The 20,582-nt window shown below is 54.7% G+C and carries 22 protein-coding genes; 14 read left to right on the top strand and 8 right to left on the bottom strand.

Annotated features, from left to right (window positions below):
- Positions 1–104: 104 nt before the first annotated feature.
- A complete protein-coding gene (locus SHEW_RS07710; RefSeq protein WP_011865288.1) occupies positions 105–695 on the bottom strand; it encodes a VOC family protein in 591 nt (196 codons plus the stop codon).
- 74 nt (positions 696–769) lie between these two features.
- On the bottom strand, positions 770–1,309 hold the full coding sequence (locus SHEW_RS07715) for a L,D-transpeptidase family protein (RefSeq protein WP_041407074.1): 540 nt from the start codon (positions 1,307–1,309) through the stop codon (positions 770–772).
- Between the two features lie 145 nt (positions 1,310–1,454).
- On the opposite strand from SHEW_RS07715, the gene SHEW_RS07720 reads away from it, so the two are divergent.
- Complete coding sequence (locus tag SHEW_RS07720; protein ID WP_011865290.1) at positions 1,455–2,282, top strand: ion transporter; 828 nt, start codon at positions 1,455–1,457, stop codon at positions 2,280–2,282.
- A gap of 58 nt (positions 2,283–2,340) precedes the next feature.
- The gene (locus tag SHEW_RS07725; protein WP_011865291.1) at positions 2,341–3,828 is read left to right on the top strand and encodes an MATE family efflux transporter; all 1,488 of its coding nucleotides are present in this window, start codon (positions 2,341–2,343) and stop codon (positions 3,826–3,828) included.
- Positions 3,829–3,997: 169 nt separating this feature from the next.
- Here the strand turns inward: SHEW_RS07725 and SHEW_RS07730 are convergent, their stop codons facing one another.
- A complete protein-coding gene (locus SHEW_RS07730) occupies positions 3,998–4,267 on the bottom strand; it encodes a DUF2986 domain-containing protein (protein ID WP_011865292.1) in 270 nt (89 codons plus the stop codon).
- A gap of 124 nt (positions 4,268–4,391) precedes the next feature.
- Between SHEW_RS07730 and yqfB the strand changes: the two genes are divergently transcribed.
- Complete coding sequence (gene yqfB, locus SHEW_RS07735; protein WP_011865293.1) at positions 4,392–4,715, top strand: N(4)-acetylcytidine aminohydrolase; 324 nt, start codon at positions 4,392–4,394, stop codon at positions 4,713–4,715.
- A 113-nt stretch (positions 4,716–4,828) separates the two neighbouring features.
- On the top strand, positions 4,829–5,473 hold the full coding sequence (locus SHEW_RS07740; RefSeq protein ID WP_150099953.1) for an esterase/lipase family protein: 645 nt from the start codon (positions 4,829–4,831) through the stop codon (positions 5,471–5,473).
- A gap of 15 nt (positions 5,474–5,488) precedes the next feature.
- On the opposite strand, the gene SHEW_RS07745 is transcribed toward SHEW_RS07740, so the two are convergent.
- Positions 5,489–5,944, bottom strand: coding sequence for a hypothetical protein (locus SHEW_RS07745; RefSeq protein ID WP_041407076.1), 456 nt, complete (start codon positions 5,942–5,944; stop codon positions 5,489–5,491).
- A 273-nt stretch (positions 5,945–6,217) separates the two neighbouring features.
- Here SHEW_RS07745 and SHEW_RS07750 point away from each other — a divergent pair, with 273 nt between their 5' ends.
- The 4 genes from SHEW_RS07750 to SHEW_RS07765 are packed head-to-tail and all read left to right on the top strand — an operon-like array spanning position 6,218 to position 8,481.
- A complete protein-coding gene (locus SHEW_RS07750) occupies positions 6,218–6,952 on the top strand; it encodes a DUF1538 domain-containing protein (protein WP_011865296.1) in 735 nt (244 codons plus the stop codon).
- The gene (locus SHEW_RS07755) at positions 6,952–7,740 is read left to right on the top strand and encodes a DUF1538 domain-containing protein (RefSeq protein WP_011865297.1); all 789 of its coding nucleotides are present in this window, start codon (positions 6,952–6,954) and stop codon (positions 7,738–7,740) included. Before SHEW_RS07750 ends, SHEW_RS07755 begins: the two co-directional genes overlap by 1 nt.
- Positions 7,730–8,080 carry a P-II family nitrogen regulator gene (locus tag SHEW_RS07760; RefSeq protein ID WP_011865298.1) on the top strand — a complete coding sequence of 117 codons (351 nt, stop codon included), beginning with the start codon at positions 7,730–7,732 and terminating at the stop codon, positions 8,078–8,080. Before SHEW_RS07755 ends, SHEW_RS07760 begins: the two co-directional genes overlap by 11 nt.
- A complete protein-coding gene (locus SHEW_RS07765) occupies positions 8,077–8,481 on the top strand; it encodes a CBS domain-containing protein (protein ID WP_011865299.1) in 405 nt (134 codons plus the stop codon). The genes SHEW_RS07760 and SHEW_RS07765 overlap by 4 nt, the downstream gene beginning before the upstream one ends.
- A gap of 84 nt (positions 8,482–8,565) precedes the next feature.
- Here the strand turns inward: SHEW_RS07765 and SHEW_RS07770 are convergent, their stop codons facing one another.
- Together SHEW_RS07770 and SHEW_RS07775 are read right to left on the bottom strand one after the other, a co-directional pair.
- Entirely contained in the window at positions 8,566–8,922 is a 357-nt protein-coding gene (locus SHEW_RS07770; protein WP_011865300.1) for a glutathione S-transferase N-terminal domain-containing protein, read from the bottom strand.
- Positions 8,923–9,134: 212 nt separating this feature from the next.
- Positions 9,135–12,494: a DUF748 domain-containing protein gene (locus tag SHEW_RS07775; protein ID WP_011865301.1), complete on the bottom strand. Its 3,360-nt coding sequence runs from the start codon at positions 12,492–12,494 to the stop codon at positions 9,135–9,137.
- 170 nt (positions 12,495–12,664) lie between these two features.
- Here SHEW_RS07775 and SHEW_RS07780 point away from each other — a divergent pair, with 170 nt between their 5' ends.
- From SHEW_RS07780 to SHEW_RS20095, 6 genes are all read left to right on the top strand, one after another.
- Complete coding sequence (locus tag SHEW_RS07780) at positions 12,665–13,657, top strand: 2Fe-2S iron-sulfur cluster-binding protein (RefSeq protein WP_011865302.1); 993 nt, start codon at positions 12,665–12,667, stop codon at positions 13,655–13,657.
- Between the two features lie 131 nt (positions 13,658–13,788).
- Positions 13,789–14,220 (top strand): GNAT family N-acetyltransferase, encoded by a 432-nt coding sequence (locus SHEW_RS07785; RefSeq protein ID WP_011865303.1) that lies wholly within the window; start codon positions 13,789–13,791, stop codon positions 14,218–14,220.
- A 71-nt stretch (positions 14,221–14,291) separates the two neighbouring features.
- Positions 14,292–14,996: a DUF445 domain-containing protein gene (locus tag SHEW_RS07790; RefSeq protein WP_011865304.1), complete on the top strand. Its 705-nt coding sequence runs from the start codon at positions 14,292–14,294 to the stop codon at positions 14,994–14,996.
- A 232-nt stretch (positions 14,997–15,228) separates the two neighbouring features.
- Complete coding sequence (locus SHEW_RS07795; protein WP_011865305.1) at positions 15,229–15,579, top strand: VOC family protein; 351 nt, start codon at positions 15,229–15,231, stop codon at positions 15,577–15,579.
- A 2-nt stretch (positions 15,580–15,581) separates the two neighbouring features.
- Positions 15,582–15,929, top strand: a complete 348-nt coding sequence (locus SHEW_RS07800; RefSeq protein ID WP_011865306.1) for a 5-carboxymethyl-2-hydroxymuconate Delta-isomerase — start codon at positions 15,582–15,584, stop codon at positions 15,927–15,929.
- 73 nt (positions 15,930–16,002) lie between these two features.
- On the top strand, positions 16,003–16,776 hold the full coding sequence (locus SHEW_RS20095; RefSeq protein WP_011865307.1) for a substrate-binding periplasmic protein: 774 nt from the start codon (positions 16,003–16,005) through the stop codon (positions 16,774–16,776).
- Positions 16,777–16,851: 75 nt separating this feature from the next.
- On the opposite strand, the gene asnB is transcribed toward SHEW_RS20095, so the two are convergent.
- Together asnB and SHEW_RS07815 are read right to left on the bottom strand one after the other, a co-directional pair.
- Positions 16,852–18,510: an asparagine synthase B gene (gene asnB, locus SHEW_RS07810; RefSeq protein WP_011865308.1), complete on the bottom strand. Its 1,659-nt coding sequence runs from the start codon at positions 18,508–18,510 to the stop codon at positions 16,852–16,854.
- Between the two features lie 339 nt (positions 18,511–18,849).
- A complete protein-coding gene (locus SHEW_RS07815; protein ID WP_011865309.1) occupies positions 18,850–20,511 on the bottom strand; it encodes a M28 family metallopeptidase in 1,662 nt (553 codons plus the stop codon).
- Positions 20,512–20,582 lie beyond the last annotated feature (71 nt).

The raw sequence follows: 20,582 nt of genomic DNA on the forward strand, positions 1-20,582 counted from the left end.
TGAAAGCAAAAACCAAGTGACTGTTTATTTGCAAGATAACAGTCACTTGGCAGTTATCTGACTGCGGTCAGGCTACTTGGCTACTGGATTAGTGTGCTACTTAGCTAAGTAGCTTCGGAGGCGATAACCGCCTTTATGCCGTGGGGATGGACCTTGATGCAGAGGTTGCCCCGCTTGAAGGCGATGGTGGGGTTAGCCAGGCGCTCATGTTCCCCCTGCGGCGAACTCATCTTCACCTTCACATCCGTTTCCTGAGCCAGCACTCTGGTAAGTGTGGGTATCCGCTCGAGCAGCTGCTCGCTCAGTGTCTCTGTGGTGGTCGCACCGCCCGGCAGCACCAACTCGATATGTTCCCAGCCCTCTACCGGGTAGCGTTTATCGCCGGGGTAGGGCAGCTCGATACATTCTATCGTCAGCTCGCCCAGCACCATGGGGGTGTCGAGGGCGATGATGAGAATCGGGCGGCCGTTGATCATATTATCTGAGATTATCTCACCCTGACGGCAGAAGGCCTCTCTTAAGCTGTCGGCACCTTGGTTGGTGTTGATCCTGAGGGCGGCATGGTCGCACTCAAGATCCAGGCCATCCAGCCCTAGCTCCTTCATGAAATCTAAAATCGCTTGGCTAAAGGTAGGCCACTGCAGCTTGAGCGCGTCAAAAGTCAGCTCATCGGAAACTTGAGATTCAGTCATCATATTTGTCTTGTGTGGACTCAAAATTGGATATTGATGCCATGCTAGCGGTGCTGGCACCGGGTTCGGCACTGGTCTTATGGCCAGATCTCTATGGGGGTGCCAGTATCGACGGCGCGCCACAGCTCGTCTATCTCTTCGTTCTTGATGGCGATGCAGCCGTCGGTCCAGTTGAGGCGCTGGGCTTCATCCGGGGTGAGCGAGGAGTTAGGGTTCTGGCCGTGGATCATGATCTGTCCGCCGGGATTGATCCCCAGCGCGGCGGCCCTGAGTTTATCTTCGTCGTTGGGGTAGGAGATATGGATAGCGCGGTAGTAGGCGCTGTCGGCCTTCTTGTAATCCAGGATGTAGCGCCCCTCTGGCGTGCGTTGATCTCCCTCTTGCAGCTTGTGGCCAACCGGGCGATCCCCCAGGGCAATCTTGTAGCGTCTCAACACTTTACCTTGACGCATCAACAACATGCTGGCTTCAGACTTATTAACCACCACGAGATCTACCTTGCCAATCTGGCTCTTACTGGTGCTGTGGGGCGAGCTGAGGCCACTCGATTGCGCCCAGGTAACCCCTAACGGGGCGAGCAGGCAGAGCAGCAGGAGTTGTTTAAAAAATGTCTGCATCGTCTTGGTTCGGTAAAATAAAGCCACTACTTGGGTGTTCATCATACCTTATTTTAGATTAAGCTGGATCGGTTAATTCCATGTTGCGTCAAAGCGCATGGGGTTGGCACGTTTTTATTGCATGAGATAAGGATTGTTGATTTAGATGGATGAGACCCCGCAAGAGGCGCGTAAACAGAAGCTCAGAGAGATTATCTTCGGCACAGACACTCCGGCCGGTCGCTATTTCGACCTTAGCCTGATCGTCTGTATCGTGTTGAGTGTCGCCCTGGTATTTGTCGACACCATAGACAGCGTGCATAACCGCTACGGCGACTGGATCCGCATCGCCGAGTGGGGCTTTACCGGCATATTTACCCTGGAGTATCTGCTTAGGCTCTACTGCTCGGCCCATCCGGTGCAATACGCCCGCAGCTTCTATGGTGTGGTGGACCTGCTCTCCATTCTGCCCAGTTACCTGGCGCTCATCTTCCCGGGCGCTAACTTCACACTGGTGATCCGTGTGCTGCGACTGTTCCGCATCTTCAGGGTGCTCAAGTTGCTGCGTTATCTCAGCGAGGGCAACATACTGCTGCGGGCCATGATGCAGTCGAGCCGTAAGGTGTTTCTGTTCTTCTTCTCCGTCAGCCTGATCGTCATGGTGCTCAGCGCCATCATGTATGTGGTGGAAGGACCCGAGCATGGTTTCACCTCCATGCCGAAATCTATCTACTGGACAATCGTGACCATCACCACTGTAGGTTATGGCGATATCACCCCGCAGACGACATTAGGGCAGGGGATCGCCGCGCTGACCATGCTGATCGGTTACTCCATCATCGCCATCCCGACCGGCATCCTAACCTCGGAGATCTCCCAGGAGATGGTGCGCAAGAAAGATCTGCGCCGCTGCAGCAACTGTCTCAAGATGGGTCACGAAGTCTCGGCGCTCTACTGTGACAAATGCGGCAACGAGCTGGAAACCGACCTCTAGGGAGCCTTATGTTTGCAATCTATTCGGCAGTAAGCGTGATTGACCGTGAGGGAGCGCTATGACCACGGCTAAGTTTGTCCAGGGCTCCATCATGCGCCACATACTGGTGATGAGCTCCACCGCCGCCATCGGCATCTCGGCGCTGTTTGTGGTGGATCTGATCGACATCTTCTTCCTTAGTCTGCTGGGGGAGCAGGAGTTGGCCGCGGCCGTGGGCTACGCGGGCACCATCTCCTTCTTTACTACCTCTATCGGTATCGGCCTCTCTATCGCCCTCGGCGCCCTGGTGTCTCGCGCCGTGGGGGCCAAAGAGTTTGAGCTGGCCAAGCGTTTGCTGCTCAATAGCGCCGTGGTGACAGTGCTGGTGGCCTCTGTTGTCGCCATCATAGTCACCTGTTTTATCCCCGAGTTACTCACCTTGGTGGGTGCCACGGGCCGCACAGGTGAGCTGGCCGCCGGTTACCTCTATATTCTGGTGCCCTCCATGCCCATCATCTGTCTGGCGATGGCGTTAGGGGCCGCGCTCAGGGCGGTAGGCGATGCCAAGCTCTCCATGGTGTCGACTCTCACTGGGGGCGGGGTCAATTTGGTGTTTGACCCTATCTTCATCTTCCTGCTGGCCATGGGTATCGAAGGGGCGGCGCTCGCCTCTGTGCTGGCGCGTCTCGCCGTGTTGCTGGTGGCCGCAAGGGGCGTGGTGGTCAAGCACAAGCTGTTTGGCCGTTTCGATTTGACCGCCTTCAAGGAAGATATCAAGCCGATTTTTGCCATCGCGGGCCCGGCGATGATGACCAACATCGCCACCCCCATAGGCAACGCTGTGGTGACCCGCGCCATCGCCGAGTTTGGTGACAGCTATGTGGCCGCCTGGGCCGTGCTGGGCAGGTTGACGCCCGTGGCCTTTGGCATGATCTTCGCGCTAAGCGGCGCCATAGGCCCGATAGTCGGGCAGAACTTCGGCGCGCGGGAGTTTGCCCGAGTGCGTCAGAGTCTCACCAAGGCGCTGCAATTCTGCGCCCTGTATGTGGTGACTGTGTCCTTGCTGCTGATGCTGCTGCAGGAGCAGATAGTGGCCCTGTTTGCCATGCAGGGGGAGAGCGCCGAGCTGATCCGCTTCTTCTGTCGCTACATCGCCGTCTTCTTCGTCTTCTCCGGCGCTCTGTTTGTGGCGAACGCCTCCTTCAATAACCTGGGTAAGGCCAAGTACTCGACCCTGTTTAACGTGGGTAAGGCGACCCTAGGCACCATTCCCTTCGTCTATTATGGCGGCCAACTCGGGGGCGTCGAAGGTGTGTTGATTGGCCAGGTGCTGGGAGCGATCCTCTTTGGCGTACTCGGAGTGTTAACCGCTTATCGTTTGGTAGATAAGGTGCAGGCGAGTGCCGTACCTGTGGTCAGTCAGGAGGTGCTGGACGAGGAGCTTAGCCCCAGCAGCCCCAATCCACTCTCGTCCTCCTGCGCTCAGATGGCGCAGCTCAGCGAAGAGCAAGATTGCGAGGAGAGCAATAGAGTGAGTGAGCTGGTCACTGGCCCGGGTCGCGACTAGCCGCGCTTGGTTTTTAATAAGAATTGATGAGAACGACGCTGAAAGTGAGAGGTACAAAAACGGCGCCCGTGATGGCGCCGCTTGGGGGAAGGACTGAGCACTAGTCCTAGCTCTTTCTATTTAATAGCCTTGAGCCTTATTGCTCAGCGGGGGATTACTTAGAGGCCTGTTATTCAGAAGCTTTTGACTCTGCGGCTTGTGAAGCTTCTTTCTGCTCAGCTGTTTCAACAGTCTCAACAGCGACTTCCTGCTCGCCCTCGACCTTAGCGGCCTTCTCGGCGGCATTAGCCTTGGCAGCCATCTCGGCCTGCTCCTGAGCCAGCATCTTGGCGCGATCGCCCTTAGAGATATATTTCTTTACGGTCGGCGGCGTATGTTTGTTGTGACGGGCCTTGGCGCGCTTTGCCGTCTTCTTCAGCATCTTTTGTTTCTTGTTCATACTTCCACCAGGGTCTTTGATTCAGATAAAATAAGGGCTTAAACCTAGTTAGCTTAAACCGGGGGCGGATTTTAACCTAATCTGTGCCAAGCGGCTATAGGCAAAAATAGCAGATAGAGGAAATATGACCCCGTTAACCTATGATGGCAAGATCACCTTCTTCGAGCGATTCGAAGCCGATATCCTCAGCGGAGCGAAAACCATCACCCTCAGGGATGAGAGCGAGTCGCACTTTCGCGTCGGTGACCGCTTGTCGGTATCCACCTTTGAAACCGGGCGACACTTTTGCGATATTCAGGTGGTGCGGGTCGAAGAGCTTGCCTTCGAGGCATTAAACTCCCGGCACGCCGTGCAGGAGAATATGACGCTTGAGCAGTTAAAGGCGGTGATCACCGAGATATATGGCGAGATTGATACCCTCTATCTTATCGAGTATCGTCTGCTCTAGCTTGTTTGACCCAGGATGAATAAGGAAAAATCGGAATAACAAGGATAAGTCGGAATGACAAGGATAAGTCGGAATGACAAGGACAAGTCGGAATGACAAGGAGCCAGCCAGCGATGAAACCCCGCAATGAGTCAGTGATCTTACTCCATGGTTTGGCACGCACTCGAGGCTCGATGGAGAAGATGGAACATGCCCTGTCGGCTAAGGGCTATCAGTGCGTGAATCTGGGGTACCCTTCGACTCAGTTCGATATCGAGACTTTAGCCGGCGAGCATATCGACAAGGCGCTGTCACAGTGCCGGGGTGAGAGAGTGCACTTCGTGACCCATTCCATGGGCGGCATACTGGTGCGCCAATATCTGAGCCAACATACTTTGCCTGCACTTGGGCGTGTGGTCATGCTTGGGCCGCCCAATCGCGGCAGCGAGGTGGTGGATAGCCTCAAAGATTTTCCCGGGTTTAAGTGGATAAACGGCCCGGCGGGTCTGCAGCTGGGCACGGAGGAAGAGAGCGTGCCTAATCGCCTGGGCAAGGCGCACTTTGAGGTGGGAGTGATTGCCGGCAGTCGCAGCGTGAATTTGCTGCTCTCGACCCTATTGCCATGGCCTAACGATGGTAAGGTCTCTGTGGCCCGCACCCACCTGGAGGGGATGCGGGATCATATCAGCCTGGCGGTCACCCATCCCTTCATGATGAATAACCCTAGCGTCATCGCCCAGACGGCGTATTTCTTAGCTCATGGACGCTTTCAGCGCTGAGATGTGACTCGGCGCTTATTTGTTGGCAAACTTGCTGATGTCGGCGTCGGTGGCGCCGTCGTTACACTCGCCGCGGATCTCACCGCGTCCTTCCTCTATGATACGGCTCAGCTCCAGATATCCTTCGCGGCAATAGCCTGTCATGGCGATGGTCTTCTCAAGGCCTAACTCTATCTGCTGTGTCCAGCGGGTCAGATCTGGCTCATAGACAGAGCGTTTCTTGCTGCCCGAGCGTTTCATCTTCTCTATCTGGCGTACCCGCTGCATGTGGGGCTGCTCAAGCGTCGGTAGATCGGCGTACTTCACCCTGTAGGTAAACAGCTTGATGCCGTTGCCCTTGATCGAGGTATGGAAGGTATCTTCAACGCGCACCTTAAAATCATCGACGTCGCGTTTGCTGGCGCAGCCGCCAAGGCCAAGGATTACTATGAGCAGCAGTGTGGTGGTAAGCAGTGGGGAAGGTATCGGCATCTTGTTGTTATCTTTATTTTTCGTCGAGGTTAACATTCGTTGCAGGGTCAGCATAACCCAATCGCCGGGGGAGGTCACCCCAGGTGACCTGACTTTACCTAAATTGACTCTGGCTTAGTAACTTGGGCTGAGTAACTTGCATTGGCCGAGTAACTTGAACTGGCTCACGTAAATGGGGCTGGATGTGAGAAAATTGTTGTTATTTGTTAGCGCCTTGGCACACTCAAGGTAAGGGGAAATGTGTTAGGAGCTCCCCAGTGCTAAGGAGTCTGCATGTCGGCCTTGTTAAGCCTGTTTCGTTCATTACTCGGCAGTTTTCGGGATCTGGTACCCATCATCTGTGTGGTTGCCTTCTTCGAGATCTTCGTGTTGCATCAGGCCCCGGCTAATCTGGCCGAGATCCTGCTCGGGCTGGTGTTTATCGTCTTTGGTTTGACCTTCTTTGTCTTTGGGCTCGAGATGGGCCTGTTTCCCATAGGTGAATCTCTAGCCCAGGCGCTGGCGCGTAAGGGCAGCGTCTTCTGGTTGGTTGTCTTCTCCTTCTCCCTGGGCTTTGGCACTACTTTGGCGGAGCCCGCGCTGACGGCGGTGGCCAACGAGGCGGCCGAGGTCGCGGCGAACTCCGGGGCCATTGCAGCAAGTCAGGATGCCATGGATAGCTATGCCATGGGGCTCAGGCTGACGGTGGCCATCTCGGTGGGGCTGGCGATTCTGCTCGGGGTGATCCGTATCCTCAAGGGCTGGCCCATTCATTATCTGATCATCGGCGGTTATCTCTGCGTCATGGTGCTGACGGCCTTTGCGCCTGAGAATATCATAGGGATCGCCTATGACTCTGGCGGCGTGACCACCTCCACCATTACCGTGCCGCTGGTGACCGCCTTGGGGGTAGGCTTGGCCAGCGTGATCAAGGGGCGTAATCCTATGTTGGATGGCTTTGGCTTGATCGCCTTTGCCAGCCTAACCCCGATGATCTTCGTATTACTCTACGGCATGTGGGTATTGTGATGACTTACCTGAGTGAGATGCTAGACACCCTCTTATTGACCGCCCGGGATGTGGTGCCCATCGCCGCTATCTTGTTTGGCTTTCAGCTCGGGGTACTTAAGCGTGCCATAGCCAATTGGCGCCGGGTGCTGTTGGGGTTTGTCTATGTGATCATCGGCCTTAGCCTGTTCCTGGTGGGGCTGGAGCTGGCGCTGTTTCCCATCGGCCAGAGCATGGCCAGTCAGCTGACCTCGCCCGATTTCCTTCATCCAGAAGGCGGCGATACGCCCTTTATCTGGCAAGATTATCTTTGGGTCTACCTGTTTGCCGCGGCTATTGGTTTTAGCACCACGATCGCCGAGCCTTCATTGATTGCCGTGGCGATCAAGGCCAACGAAGTATCGGGCGGCGCCATCGGCATTCAGGGGCTGAGGATCTCTGTGGCGATCGGGGTCGCCATGGGGATAGCCCTGGGCTGTTTTCGTATCGTGGTGGGTGACCCCATTCATTACTACATCATGGCTGGCTATGTGCTGGTGGTGATCCAGACCTATTATGCTCCTAAGATGATAGTGCCACTGGCCTATGACTCGGGCGGGGTGACCACCTCGACCGTTACCGTGCCGCTGGTGGCGGCGCTGGGCTTGGGGCTGGCGACCAATGTGGCGGGGCGCGACCCGCTTATCGATGGCTTTGGTTTGATTGCCTTTGCCAGCCTGTTTCCTATGATCACAGTTATGGGCTATGCCCAGTTAGTCGAATTCTTAAGTCAGCGAAAATCCGCTAAGGAGCGAGACCATGCGCTTTAAACTTATCGTCGCCTTCGTCGATGAAACCTGTACCGATACCGTGCTCGATGCGGCGAGAGAGGCGGGCGCCACGGGAGCGACAGTCATCAATCATGCCCGCGGCGAGGGGCTGGAGAAGAAGAAGACCTTCATGGGCCTGGGCCTGGATATACAGCGCGACGTGATCCTCTGGTTGGTGGAGGAGCACATGAGTCGCAGCATTCTGGAAACCATTTGCCGGGTAGGGGAGTTCGACACTAACCCGGGGCAGGGGATTGCCATACAGATAGATGTGGAGGACGCCGTGGGCGTCGCCCATCAGGTGGAAAAACTCAGCAAAGAGATTGAGGATCAACTATGAAACCAAGCAGGCTAATTAAGAACAGCGACGTCATGAAAGACAGCTATGTGATGGTCGATGGTCTGCATACCGTGGCCGAGGCGATCAAGTTGGCTGTGGGTAACGATGTCAGCATGTTGCTGGTGAACAAGCGTCATGAACACGACGAATATGGCATGGTGCTGATGAGCGATATCGCCCGAAAGGTGCTGGCGAAAGACAAGTCGCCAGAGCGGGTCAATGTCTATGAGATCATGATAAAGCCCGTGCTGTCTGTGCATGCCGACATGGACATTCGCTATACCGCCAGGCTGTTCGAGCGCTTCGGCATCAACAAGGCGCCGGTGATTGAGGCGGGCAAGATCTTAGGTGTGGTGACTTATCATGACATAGTGCTCAAGGGGATGATGCCCCATCTCTAACGACTTGAGCCAGACAATAAAAAGGGCACCCTAGGGTGCCCATTGAGCTTAAGCGATAGCTAAGGTGAAAGCCTAGGTTAAACCTTAGGCGAAACGCTTGTTGAGATAATCTATGATATCTGAGGATTCATACATCCACTGAGTCTCTCCCGCCTCGTCAATACGCAGGCAAGGCACCTTGGCCAGTCCACCCTGTTCTACCAGCATCTGTTGATGCTCGGCTTGTTTGGCGTCGACAGTGACGATATTTAGCCCTTGGCGACGAATGGCGCGGCGTACCTTAACGCAGAAGGGGCAGGCGGCGTATTGATAAAGCTGGAGCCCTTGTGTCTGCTCGTCGACCTTTGCCTGCTCGGCCAGCGGACGCTGACGCTTCTTAGGGGTAAAAACAAAATTCAGAAACAGGATAATGCGGCCTAATACCCAGCGAACAATAAACATTAACGACTCCTAGATAATTTTGATGGGGCGGATTCTAACGCAAGCGTGATGGAGATCAAAGCCTCGGTGCAAACTGAGCGCTGGTGAGCTGCATTTCGCCCTGTTTGGCGCCAAGTATGTTGTGAAGACACTATGGCCTGTAGCGGCAAATAAAAAACGGCCAAGCTGTCCATAAACTGGAGCCTGGCCGCCTGATGAGGTTAACGCCTCTGTTATTCGGCGCTTAGGGTCAGCAGGGCCTGTGAGGCGCTAGTGTCGAGAGCGGCCTGACTGTCGAGCACGAATACCCGGCCAGGTTCAATCTTGGCCTCTTCAATCAGGTATTGCTTCACGGCCAGGGCCCGGCTCTGAGCCAGCTGACCCAGGGCGTTATCGTCGAGCTGCTGGGCCGAGACCAGATAGTTGTACAGGGCTATATGCCAGCGGGTCTGCAGCTCCTCGTCGCTCAGCTTCTCGGCACTCTTATTCCCGGCACTATTGTCCTGCTGGGCCTGCTGCTGTTTGATCTCCTTGAGCACCTCGTCGGGATCTTTTTGCAGCGTCTTCTCATAGAGGGACCTAAGCGCATCGGAGAGTACCCCTGTGGTCGGGAAGGTGCTGGCGGTGAGTTCAGCCGGCATCTGCGCCTCGGTGAACTTGGCATCGTCAAGCTGCGCCTGGGCAATCAGCGCCTGGTGTAGCTTGGCCGTCATCAGGGCCTGGCTGTCGCTCACCGGATCCACCGCGCCCTTGGCGCTGACGGTGAGTTTAGGCCTGTCGGCCAAGCCCTTGGAAAGCTTGCTCAGCAGCGACTGGCTTTCCTCTGGCAGCGTCGCCAGACCTGGGGTAAAGGCCACCTTATCCAGCTCATCGTCTGAGCCCAAGAGGCCGGCTAACAGGCTGAAGGGCGCGGTCACCGCCTTAGTGATCACATTGGTGAAGGCGGTGGCGATAATGCTGCCGAAGCTAAAGCTTGGCTCGTTGAGATCGCCAGAGACCTGCAGGCCTAAGTCGATCACCCCGTGTCTGTCTTGTAACAGGGCGATGGCCAGGGTGACAGGCAGAGAGGTTGCCAGGCTGGAGTTACTCTTCTTACCCAGCTGCAGCTGATCGACCACCAGATGGTTGTCGCCCACCAACTGATTGTTCTTCAGTTGATATTTAAGATCCAGCGACATCAAGCCTTTGTCTATGTAGTAACCTGCATAGGTGCCCGAATAAGGGTTAACCGAGGTCAGCTCCACATGCTTGAAGCTAAGGTCGAGATCCAGGTAAGGCTGCTCTAGCAGGGGGTTGATCTCACCCTTGAGGACGACCGGGGCGTATCTGTCTATCTTGCCCTTGATATCGACCTTGGCGGCCTTCTCGCTACTTGAGGAGAGGTTGGCGATATTGCCTTCGAGCTGCTCTATGCTGGCGGCAAAGTTAGGGGTGAGAGAGTTATCGGCAAAGAAGGTCGAGCCATCTTTAAACACTATCTTGTTGATGCTAAGGGCCATCGGCTTGGCCGCATCGGCGGTTTGCGCTGTGACCTTTTTCTTGGCAGCTTGTTTTTCCTGTTTGTCATTTTCCTGTTTGTCATTTTTCCGGGTGGCAGGCTTAGCTGCGCCGGATTGGTCGGCATCGGCCGCCGCATCATCCGCCGTAGCATCATCCGTCGCCACGACAAGTAGATCTTGGAAATTAGTGGTGCGATCTTCGTTGATCAGAATGCGTCCGTATGGCTTGTTTAACGTGACTTGATCGATTGCCAGTTTATTGGCCTCTTTATCGAAGTCGAGCTGGTTGAGATCCAGCTGCTGCCACTTCACCAGTGTCTTGTTGGCCTTAAGGTCTTTGACCTGAAGATCGTCAACTTGAAGTGTGCCCTGATAATTTAGTTTTCCGTTGGCGTCGGCAAGCAGTTGTCCCGATGTCGCCAGGCGGCCATCGTCAATCTTGATGTTCACAATAGGCGCAATGTAGTTCTGGAACCAGTTAAGGCCCAGCCCCTCGAGTGAGAGCTCGGCGCTGACCTGCTTGGCCAGGGCGTCGATCTGCCCCTGACTCTGCACCTGGGCACTTTGGTTGATGGCTAATGCCAGTTGATAGTCGATGGGTTGACTCAGGCTCTCATCTACCGCGCCAGTGGTGAGTTGCAGCTGGCCTATCTGCCAGAGGTTCTCCTCTTTAAACAGCTGCTCGGTAAGGTTTAGCTGATAGTTGCTCAGGCTTATCTTCTCAAGCTTAGCGTGCCAGCTTGGTGCCTGACTGTCTGTCTTCTTGTCTGTACTAGCCTCCTGGGTATCGGCTTCGGCGACTTGTACAGTGGCATCTTGAACATTACCGTCATGTACATTGGCATCTTGAGTATCTTCAGCCTGCTCGCTTGCCGTACTATTGTCTGTCGCTTTAGGCGTCTCAGTTGATTTTGCCTTATCACCATTACCTATTGGTGCCAGCAGGGCGACGAGATCGATCCCTTTATCATCTAGGCGTGCGTTAACCAAGAGGTCGCTCGAGGTCAGGGCGGCCACATCGACTTGCTGCTGGCCAAGATCCGCTGCGATGCCCGAGAGGGCAAAACGTCCCAGGGAGATAAGCTCTCGCTGCTCATGGGTGATCAGTAGGTCACTGAAACTCAGCTCGCCGGCGCTGGTGCTGGCCTCAAGCTGGTCGTCATCCATGGCGACGCGGTACTCGGTGGCGAAATCCACATAGCCCTTGTCCAGTGACACATGGAAGGCCTTATCGACAAAGGTCCACAGCTGCGGCAGATCGATATGGCTCAGGCGGACATCGCCGACAAGCTCGAAGGGGGTGAGCTGTACCTGGCCCTTGAGGGCGATTTTGCCGCCGCGATCGCTATGAAACTCCATGTGGTAGCGGTTGGCCTTCTGCGCCGCGTCATTTTTGGCATCAAGGCTCTGGCCCTCAAGAGGCTTCGGCTTTGCGGCGTCGCCGCTCATCTTAGTGGCAACTATGGGGTTATGGGAGTCGAAGCTGGCGACCTTGAGGTTAACCTTGGGATAGCTGACTTCCCCTTGAGTGATCTCATCGAGCAGATGCAGATTGGCATCGACGATCGCGAGATTCTTGAGGATAAAGTGGGGAATAGTCTTACCGCCCTCTGGCTCAGGTTCCGGCTCTGGTTGCGCCTTGCTGTTTTTCGCCAGGGTCTCCAGGATGTCGGAGAAGTTAAACCTTAGCGCCTCGTCGCTTTCTAAGCGTTTTACCTCGGCGTGGGGATTTTCCAGTGTGATATCCGTGAGGCTCAGCCCTTGCTGAAGCAGGGAGTCCCAAAATTGGATATTCAGGCCGAGGCGTTTAAAGCCGACAAAGGGCTGGTCGTTTTTTTCCTTGATGGCAAAGTCGGTGAGCTCGACCTCAAGCGTGAAGGGGTTGATCTTCACCTGGGTGAGGGAGACGGGTCTTTGGATCTGGTTCGACAGCTGCTTAGGGATTTGCTGGGTCAGCAGATAAGGAAGCAGTAGACCCAGTAACAGGCTCCATGTTAAATACAAGGTAATTGAGATACCAATATATCTTTGATATTTGGGCAGCTGTTTGTATTTTTGTCCGAGTTTAGCGAAAAATGATGGGACGGAAGACATAATGACCTTAATGACGTTGTAGACGAACTGAAAAGATTCAAGGAAGGGGGGACGGCGAGTCCAATCCGCACGTTTGTGAACCAGTCGCTATAATTTTAGTAGGTTTATTATCGATAATGAACGGCTAAAGATTAAATTTATTTAAATTTTTACGAGATAAATCGACATATATGACAACATTTTACCTCGACGGTCAGGCATTTGAGGCCAAGGCCGGTGAGTCGGTATTGGACACCCTGATACGCCATGGTCAGCGGGTCAATTACTCCTGTAAGAAGGGGGTGTGCAAAACCTGTCTGCTACAACATGTCGATGGCGAGATGGCGATTGGCGCCCAGCGCGGCCTGACCCTGGGGCTGAAGCAGCGTCACTATCTCTGCTCCTGTCAGTGTAAGCCCACTCCAGCCTTGCGCCTCAAGTCTATCTTGCCTCAGGACCTCTTCATCGGCGCCAAGATCCAGGAGAAGCAGTTTATCAATGAGGCCGTGGTGCGCGTTCGCTTGGTTCTTGATGAACCTCTGGCGCACCATCCGGGGCAGTATATTAATTTACGGCGCTTCGATGGCTTGACCCGCAGCTATTCGCCCACCAGCCTGCCGGGGGAGCCCTTTTTAGAGCTGCATGTGCGGCGCAAATACAACGGTCAGTTCAGTGACTGGCTGTATCACCACGCGGGGATAGGCGAGAGCCTGCTGGTGCAGGGGCCGCTGGGCAGTCGCTATTATCGCACCGCCTATCGCGATGCCAAGCTGATCATCGTCGCCTTCGGCAGCGGTCTGGGAGTGGCCCACGGCATGTTGATGCAAGCGCTGGCCCAGGGCCATCAGGGGGAGATCTTCCTTTATGTTGGCGCGCGGGACGATAACGACCTCTATCTGCACCCTAAATTACTTAAGATGATGCTGGAGCATCGCCAGTTTCATTATCAGGCCTGTATCACGGGGCAGAGTGAGAGCAAGGGGCGGCGGGTGATCCACGCCAACCCGTTTAGCGAGGCGCTTAAGTGTCATCAATTTGACCGTCAGCAGCACCTGTTTCTCTGTGGCGAACCTGGCCTGGTTAACGAGAGCCGGGAGATCGCCTTTCTTAACGGTTTCCCCATCGAGCGGATCCACAGCCTGTCGTTCGAGTATAAAGATCTGCGTAAACGTCCAAGGGGCTAGCCTAGACTTATGTAGTATTCACAATGGACTGTTATTTTAATCTTAATGTGATAACATCAACTAAATCATAAGGATGTAACTGTATTTGTCGCCCCTCATTCCCAGGGCAATACAGATTTCAAGGACGGAATATGCTGATACGAATTGCAATTGAAGATGACTTGACCCTGCTGGCGCCTTTGTTTGACCGTTACCGTCAGAGCCTTGGACAAACCTCCGCACTGGTCGACAGTGGTGACTTTCTGCAGGCCCGCCTGCATGAGAACGATTCGGTGATCTTCATTGCTCAGCTGGACCAGGCGATTGTCGGTTTCATTCAGCTTTATCCTTCTTTCTCCTCGCGTCTACTTAAACCCGTTTGGTACTTTGACGATCTTTACGTCGAAGAGGCTTTCCGCCATCAAGGCATAGCCACCCGTCTGGTTGAGAAGGCCAGGGAACTGGCAGATGAGACCAATGTGATGGCGGTGCGTCGCGAGCATCTCGGCGGCGATGGCTTTATCTTTGTCGATGAATGCGACACTCGTGCCCTGTTTGCCGAGCAGGCGGTTAACCAAAACTGATAGGCTGTCTTCAGGGATTTTGCTTGTGGTAAGATGGCGCGGTTTTTTGTCTTATCCTTGGAGATAAATCGGTGAATAAGAGTCTTATCACTAATTTACTGGCCGCCGCGTTGGTGGTCTGTGGCTATCTTTTTCAGCACGCTATCCTGTTTAGCATCGGCCTGTTTGCCCTGTCGGGGGCGGTAACCAACTGGCTGGCGATCCACATGTTATTCGAGAAGGTGCCCGGCCTCTACGGCAGCGGCGTGGTGCCGGCCCGCTTCGAGGAGTTTAAGGCGGGGATCGCCCATCTCATGATGGAGCAGTTTTTCACCAACGAAAATATCGATAAGTTCCTGTCACAGCAGGGTGGCAGCGTGGCACACATCAACCTGGAGCCCGTTATCGAGAAGGTGGATATGTCGCCGGCCTTCGATGCCCTGGTGACCACGGTTGAGCAGTCTTCATTTGGCGGCATGCTGGCCATGTTTGGCGGCACAGAGGCGATAGCTCCGCTGAAAGAGCCATTTATCAATAAGATGAAGGCCTCCTTGGTGGAGCTGTCCCAGAGCGATGATTTCTATGAGCTGCTGAAGAATGAGATAGAGCAGCCGGATGTGTTAGCCGATCTCAGGGCTAAGGTGAAGAGCATAGTAGACCAGCGCCTGGCCGAACTCACGCCGCAGTTGGTGAAAGAGATAGTGCAGGAGATGATCAAGCAGCACCTTGGTTGGCTGGTGGTCTGGGGCGGCGTCTTCGGCGGCCTCATAGGTCTGCTGGCGGCCTTGCTGGACTAACCTCTCAAGACTTACTGCTAATAAGCTGTATTTCAAAAGCTGTATTTCATAACCTCAATGATTCAGAAGGGAGCCAGGCTCCCTTTTTTGTTGGCTAAAATCTAGGCTATGTCGGCGGCTGGGGAGATTTAACACTCGCTTTACTTTTAGAACGAGGGTAGATTGAAAAGTGATACTTGGCTCACGTTTATGGGCCAAAACCTAATAACGAATATCCCTGCAAGGAAATGCAATGAATCAAGACCAGACCATTAACTATATCGAGATCCCGGTTAAGGATATTGCCGCGACCAAGGCCTTCTTTGGCAAGGTGTTCGGCTGGCAGTTTGAAGATTATGGTCCCGAGTACAGCTGCTTTACCAATGCCGGTATTGCCGGTGGATTTTTTCTGTCGGATAAAGGATTCGATATCGCCTCTGGTTCGCCGTTAATCGTACTCTATGCCAAGGCGCTAGAGGTATGTTTAACCTCGGTTGCCGATGCGGGCGCCTTGATCACCCAGGAGATCTTCTCATTTCCTGGCGGTCGTCGTTTTCATTTTAAGGACCCAAACGGTAACGAGTTTGCGGTATGGTCTGAGTAAGAATGCCTCATTGTATCGTCGAATATAGCGCGCCGCTGGCGCAGCAGATTGCCATCGACAACCTGGTTGAGCAGGTGCATCGCGGCGCCATCGAGAGCGAGCTGTTTGAGCCTGCCAGTATCAAGTCTCGCGCCTATAGCGCCGAGCATTACTGTGTTGGCGAGGCAAAAGCTGCTAGCTTTATTCATATCAGCTTTAAGATCATGCCGGGGCGCAGCAGCGAGCAAAAATTGCACCTGATGCAGTGTGTCGATCGCCTGATCGCGCCGCTGTGCGCTTCTGTATCCAGCATCACCATGGAGGTGCTGGATATCGAACGTGAACACTATTTTAAACGGCTAAATGATTAAGCGGCTGATGAGCCGGGGTTTTATCAGGAGCAGTATGGTCAACGGGAGATGGAGTCCCAGGAGTCATTCTTGAATGCAGCTTACTAGGGCCTTGATGTTGGCGGCGGGCTTGCTCGCCGCGCAGCCCATCTACGCCGGCGAGGTCGAAATTGAGCGAGTAATGCGGGTCTGCGTCGACCACTATCCGCCGTTTCAGATCCTACAGCCTGAGCAGCCACCCATAGGTGAGAATATCGCCGCGCTCGAGCTGTTTGCCAGCCTGTTACAGCGCCAGTTAACCTTTATTGCCAGCCCCAACTTCGCCCGTTGCCTGCATATGCTAGAGCAGGGTAGCGTCGATGTGTTGGCCGGAATATACGCCAAGCCTGAGCGTGCCGCCTTTAGCTATTTTCTGCCCTATCGCAATGACGGTCGCTTCGTCTTCATCAGCCAACAGACGCTGGCGAACGTGAATGACTATGAGGATCTCAGCGCGCTTTCTATCGGCGTGTCGCGGGAGACAGAGTATTTCGATCGTTTCGACAGCGATGCCAAGCTGAACAAGGTGCAGACCAATGATGTGATCTCGGCAACCAACATGCTACTCAAGGGGCGCTTCGATCTGCTAATCGTCTCAGAGGTGGTACTGCCTAGCCTGAGGGCCCGTTTCAGTGATTTCGACGACAAGCTTAAGGTGCATCCTTATACCCACGAGGAGCAGCGCCTGGTCTATTTCGGCGTGAGTAAGCGACATCAGATGGCGATCCCCCTGGGTGAGATGCAGGCGATTATCGGCAAGGCCTATGAAGAGGGGCGCTTCATGCAGGCGGTCGAGGAGTTTGCCACGCATCATCTCGAGCATTATTGATTCACAGAGCGTTAAAAAGTGCATAAAAAAAGAGACCCTGTGGTCTCTTTTTTTATGCTTGTTCAAATGCAGTGACTAGTAGGCACTCTCGTGCACCGATTGTACCGCACGACCCGAGGGGTCGATGATCCCTTGCAGGCTTTCATCCCAGGCCAGCGCCTCGGGGGTAGAGCAGGCGACCGACTTGCCACCTGGCACTGTCTCGGCGGCCGATGGCAGCGGGAAGTGCTCTTCGAAGAAGCAGCGGTAGAAGTAGGCTTCCTTGGTTTCCGGCGTGTTGTAAGGGAACCTGAACTTGGCGTTGGCCAGTTGCAGATCGTCCACCTGGGCCGCGGCATGTTCCTTCAGACCATCGATCCAGGAGTAGCCGACGCCATCGCTAAACTGCTCCTTCTGACGCCATGCCACCTCTTGCGGCAGCTTGTGCTCGAAGGCCTGACGCAGGATATGCTTCTCGATACGGCCATCTTTGGACATCTTGGCCTCAGGGTTGATACGCATCGCCGTGTCGATAAAGGCCTTGTCGAGGAAGGGCACGCGCGCCTCTAAGCCCCAGGCCGCCATCGCCTTGTTGGCGCGCAGGCAGTCGAACAGGTGCAGCTTATCTAGTTTACGCACCAGCTCCTCGTGGAAGGCCTGAGCGTTTGGCGCCTTGTGAAAATAGAGGTAGCCGCCAAACAGCTCGTCGGCGCCTTCGCCAGATAATACCATCTTGATCCCCATCGCCTTGATCTTACGTGCCATCAGATACATGGGGGTTGCCGCACGTATGGTGGTGACATCGTAGGTTTCCAGGTGATAGATCACATCCTTAAGCGCATCTAGGCCTTCCTGGAAGCTGAAGGTGATCTCATGGTGTATGGTGCCTATGGCATCGGCCACCTTCTGCGCCGCCGCCAGATCCGGCGCGCCGGTCAGGCCAACGGCGAAGGAGTGTAGTTGTGGCCACCAGGCATCGCTGGCACCGTCATCTTCGATGCGGCGCTTGGCGAAAGTCTGGGTGATGGCCGATACCACGGAAGAGTCCAGTCCGCCGGAGAGCAGTACGCCGTAGGGCACATCTGACATCAGCTGACGCTTGACCGCGGCTTCTAGTGCCTCGCGCAGTTCTTCCACGCTGGCCGCGTTGTCCTGTACCGCCTCGAAAGATTGCCAGTCGCGCTGGTAGTAGTGGGTCTCACCGCTCTTGGTCAGGTAGTGGCCAGGCTTAAAGGTCTCGACCGTCTTACAGACGGGCATCAGCGCCTTCATCTCCGAGGCGACATAGAAGTTGCCTTCGGCATCATGGCCTGTGTAGAGGGGGATGATCCCCATGTGATCCCTACCAATCAAATAGCTGTCGCTGCGCTTGTCGTAGAGCACGAAGGCGAAGATACCGTTGAGCTTGTCCAGAAATTCGGTGCCATATTCCTGATACAGGGCGAGGATCACCTCGCAGTCTGAGTTGGTCTGGTAACTGTACTTGTCACCCAGTTCGGCCTTGAGTTCCTTGTGGTTGTAGATCTCACCGTTGACCGCCAGGATCAGGCTTTCATCTTCTGAAAGCAGTGGCTGGGCGCCATGTTCGATATCGACGATGGCCAGACGCTCATGGGCGAGGATTGCCTTGTCGCTGGCGTAGATCCCTGACCAGTCGGGGCCGCGATGACGCAGCAACTTGGACATCTCCAGGGCAACTTGGCGTAGCGGCGTGGCATCGGTTTGGATGTCGAGAATCGCAAATATTGAACACATAATGAAAGCTCCAGAAAACGGTATAAATCGCAGTTGCCAATCACTTTGACAGCATTTTCTTCATCTGCCAAGTCTGAAAATTATCAAAACGTCATAAAATATGCGTTTTAGGTGATGTTTTTGTGGTTTTTATAGCAAAGATTTTGAGTTTTGTTTTGCTGTTTGCGGTTTTAATTGTGGAATCTCTATTTTTGCTCCCATATCTGAGGTGGGATTTGTGCATTCTTAATCTCAGTCTGGATTTTAGTCGAGTTGGTAAAAAGTGGCGTGACTGGCGGATAAATAAACAAAAAGGCTTCCGATGGAAGCCTTTTATTCATGAGTTGCCGAAAACCTTAGTTACTCGGCGGTAGTGGTCTCTTTTGTGGTTGCCGGGCGCAGTTGGTGGAATTCGGTGCCGGCATAATAGCCGGGCCAGTCACCGTTGTTACCCAGGCGTTGAGCGGCCTGATAGTAGACTCCAAGGTCTTCCAGGGCGCCGGAGAGATCCCAGTCGGCGCGATATTCGTCGCAGACATTGTGGTAACAGCCCTTCATCTGCGCTTTCATCTCGGCCTTGTATTTGGCCGTGGCGTCATCGACGGGGTTGTTGCCGCCACCGGCAAATACCGCAGGCACACCATACTTGGCGAAGCTGAAGTGGTCTGAGCGGAAGAAGCCGCCAGATTCAGGACGTGTCTCACTCACCGCGGTGCGCTGCTGGCCGCTGGCCGCCTCGACCAGATAGGTTTCCAGTTGTGACTTACCTTTGCCTACGATAGTGTAATCCGATGTACGGCCATAGATATTGGTGCTGTCCAGGTTGAAGACGGCCACTGTCTTGTCCAAAGGATAGACAGGGTTGGCGGCGTAGTAGCGCGAACCTAACAATCCTTGCTCTTCGCCTGTGGTGGCGACGAAGGTGAGCGAACGCTTAAGCGGCTTACCTTGCTTGGCCTGGGTGGCAAACTGGCGGGCAATCTCCAGGATCCCTGCTGTGCCAGAGGCGTTGTCCAGGGCGCCGTTATAGATCTGATCGCCCTGCTTGCTGGTGTCCAGGCCGATATGGTCCCAGTGGGCGGTAAAGAGGATCTGCTCGTCACTTGCGCCTTGGCCGGGGAGGGTGGCGACCACGTTGTAGCTATCGGCATATTCTGCCTTGTTGGCGAAGGCGATGCTGGCGGATTTTTGCAGTGCGACATTCACCGGGCTGCTGGCGGCGCGATCGCTTAAGGTCGCCAGCGACAAGCCAGCGCTGTCGAACAACTCGCTGGCTTTCTCCTTGGTGATCCAGCCTTCGACCTGTACGCGGCTGTCTTGCGTGGCCTTATCCAGTACCAGATCTTGCTGAGCCCCTGTCCAGCTGTTTTCTACCACAGACCAAGGATAGGAGGCGGGCTTGGTATCGTGGATGATGATGGCGCCGAGCGCACCCTGGCGGCTAGCCTCCTCAAACTTATAGCTCCAGCGGCCGTAGTAGGTCATCGCCTTGCCATTAAACTTGCCCGACTCGGGCAGGGCAAAGCCGGGGTCGTTCACCAGGATCAGGGCGATCTTGCCCTTCATATCCAGGCCTTGATAGTCGTCCCAATGATATTCCGGCGCCTTGATGCCATAGCCCACGAAGACCAGCGGCGCATCTTTAATCTCCACCCCTTGGTTGTCGTGGCGACTGCCCAGGACGATATCCTGACGATAGTGCATCGGCAGATCGCCAAGGGTCACGGTTTGTGATTCGCTGGCGGTATAGCTGACCATAGGCACAGGCTGCAGGAAGCTGCCATCGTTGGCACCGACCAGTCCGGCGGCGGCAAAGGCCTTGCTGAGATAATCCAGCGTCAGCGCCTCACCTTGGGTCGTGGGGGCGCGGCCCTCAAATTTATCTGAGGAGAGGGTCTGAATATCCAGCCTGAATCTGGCTTCGTTGAAGGCGGGAACTTGCTCTTCGCTACTTAGCTGGGGAGCATGCTGGCTGCAGGCGCTGAGGAGCACCAGAGCACAGGTGGGTAGGGCAAAACGCATGGGACTTCCTATTTGTTTTTGTTATTTATTAATCGCGACCACATGATGAATAAGATGACCGGCATTATCAA

The sequence above is a fragment of the Shewanella loihica PV-4 genome (assembly GCF_000016065.1).
GTDB classification, from domain to species: Bacteria; Pseudomonadota; Gammaproteobacteria; order Enterobacterales; family Shewanellaceae; genus Shewanella; species Shewanella loihica.

Coding starts and splice junctions, on each gene's coding strand:
- SHEW_RS07710 (WP_011865288.1), bottom strand. CDS start 695: ATGATGACTGAATCTCAAGTTTCCGATGAGCTGACTTTTGACGCGCTC.
- SHEW_RS07715 (WP_041407074.1), bottom strand. CDS start 1,309: ATGCAGACATTTTTTAAACAACTCCTGCTGCTCTGCCTGCTCGCCCCG.
- SHEW_RS07720 (WP_011865290.1), top strand. CDS start 1,455: ATGGATGAGACCCCGCAAGAGGCGCGTAAACAGAAGCTCAGAGAGATT.
- SHEW_RS07725 (WP_011865291.1), top strand. CDS start 2,341: ATGACCACGGCTAAGTTTGTCCAGGGCTCCATCATGCGCCACATACTG.
- SHEW_RS07730 (WP_011865292.1), bottom strand. CDS start 4,267: ATGAACAAGAAACAAAAGATGCTGAAGAAGACGGCAAAGCGCGCCAAG.
- yqfB (WP_011865293.1), top strand. CDS start 4,392: ATGACCCCGTTAACCTATGATGGCAAGATCACCTTCTTCGAGCGATTC.
- SHEW_RS07740 (WP_150099953.1), top strand. CDS start 4,829: ATGAAACCCCGCAATGAGTCAGTGATCTTACTCCATGGTTTGGCACGC.
- SHEW_RS07745 (WP_041407076.1), bottom strand. CDS start 5,944: ATGCCGATACCTTCCCCACTGCTTACCACCACACTGCTGCTCATAGTA.
- SHEW_RS07750 (WP_011865296.1), top strand. CDS start 6,218: ATGTCGGCCTTGTTAAGCCTGTTTCGTTCATTACTCGGCAGTTTTCGG.
- SHEW_RS07755 (WP_011865297.1), top strand. CDS start 6,952: ATGACTTACCTGAGTGAGATGCTAGACACCCTCTTATTGACCGCCCGG.
- SHEW_RS07760 (WP_011865298.1), top strand. CDS start 7,730: ATGCGCTTTAAACTTATCGTCGCCTTCGTCGATGAAACCTGTACCGAT.
- SHEW_RS07765 (WP_011865299.1), top strand. CDS start 8,077: ATGAAACCAAGCAGGCTAATTAAGAACAGCGACGTCATGAAAGACAGC.
- SHEW_RS07770 (WP_011865300.1), bottom strand. CDS start 8,922: ATGTTTATTGTTCGCTGGGTATTAGGCCGCATTATCCTGTTTCTGAAT.
- SHEW_RS07775 (WP_011865301.1), bottom strand. CDS start 12,494: ATGTCTTCCGTCCCATCATTTTTCGCTAAACTCGGACAAAAATACAAA.
- SHEW_RS07780 (WP_011865302.1), top strand. CDS start 12,665: ATGACAACATTTTACCTCGACGGTCAGGCATTTGAGGCCAAGGCCGGT.
- SHEW_RS07785 (WP_011865303.1), top strand. CDS start 13,789: ATGCTGATACGAATTGCAATTGAAGATGACTTGACCCTGCTGGCGCCT.
- SHEW_RS07795 (WP_011865305.1), top strand. CDS start 15,229: ATGAATCAAGACCAGACCATTAACTATATCGAGATCCCGGTTAAGGAT.
- SHEW_RS07800 (WP_011865306.1), top strand. CDS start 15,582: ATGCCTCATTGTATCGTCGAATATAGCGCGCCGCTGGCGCAGCAGATT.
- SHEW_RS20095 (WP_011865307.1), top strand. CDS start 16,003: ATGCAGCTTACTAGGGCCTTGATGTTGGCGGCGGGCTTGCTCGCCGCG.
- asnB (WP_011865308.1), bottom strand. CDS start 18,510: ATGTGTTCAATATTTGCGATTCTCGACATCCAAACCGATGCCACGCCG.
- SHEW_RS07815 (WP_011865309.1), bottom strand. CDS start 20,511: ATGCGTTTTGCCCTACCCACCTGTGCTCTGGTGCTCCTCAGCGCCTGC.